At 76.6% G+C, this 992-nt stretch carries 1 pseudogene; it reads left to right on the top strand.

The features are described from left to right. Window positions 1-992: pseudogene (locus tag ACSNOB_RS31905) on the top strand (hypothetical protein); the annotation flags it as partial.

A 992-nucleotide genomic window follows, 5' to 3' on the forward strand; every position in this document is an offset into this window, starting at 1 on the left:
GTGCGGCAGCCGGTGCGGTTCGCCGACGGGGTGGCGGCTCTGCGGGCGCAGGGTGTGGACACGTTCCTGGAGGTCGGCCCGGACGCGGTCCTCACCGCCATGGCCGCCGAGGGGGAGCCGACCGGCGACGTGCGGTACGTCGCCACGCTGCGCCGCAACCAGCCCGACCTCACCGCGCTCACCAGCGCCGTCGGGCACCTCTGGGTCGCCGGCGTCGCGGTCGACTGGGCCGCCTACCACCGGCAGACCGGCGCTCGACCGCGCGTGGTCGACCTGCCCACGTACGCCTTCGACCGGCAGCGCTACTGGCTGGACGACCCGCGGCCCCACCCGGCTTCCGAGGGCGCGAACGCCCCGTCCGACGAGCGGTTCTGGGCCGCGGTCGAGTCCGGGGACCTCGGCGTGCTCGGCGACGAGCTGGCGGTGGGGGCGGACGAGCCGTCCGCCGCGCTGCTGCCCAAGCTCGCCCGGTGGCGGCGGACGACGCAGCAGCGGGCCGCCGTCGACTCCTGGCGGTACCAGGCGACGTGGCAGACGGCTGCCGTGCCGGAGTCCGCGACCCTGGCGGGAACCTGGCTGCTGCTGACGGCGGCCGGGCAGGAGAACCACCCCCTGGCCGCCGAGCTGGCCACCCGGGCCGCCCGGACGATCCCGGTGCCGATCCCCGCCGGCGCGGACCGGGACCGGGTGGCGCGGCTGCTGCGGGACGCCATGGGGGCCGACGACCGGGACGCGAACGTGGTGTCCCTGTTGTCGCTGACCGAACCGCCGGAGCCGGGCGCGGTTCCGGCCGTCGCCGAGGTGTCGACGGCGCTGACGGTCGTGCAGGCGCTGACCGACGCCGGCGGCACGGGCCGGTTGTGGTGGCTGACCTGTGGGGCGGTGTCGGTGGGCGGCTCCGACGTGCTCACCGACGTCGCGGGTGCCGCGGTGTGGGGTCTGGGTCGGGTGGCGGGTTTGGAGTTGCCGTTGCGGTGGGGTGGGTTGGTGGA

Origin of the sequence: Micromonospora sp. URMC 106, assembly GCF_051386395.1 — a bacterium.
Lineage (GTDB): Bacteria > Actinomycetota > Actinomycetes > Mycobacteriales > Micromonosporaceae > Micromonospora.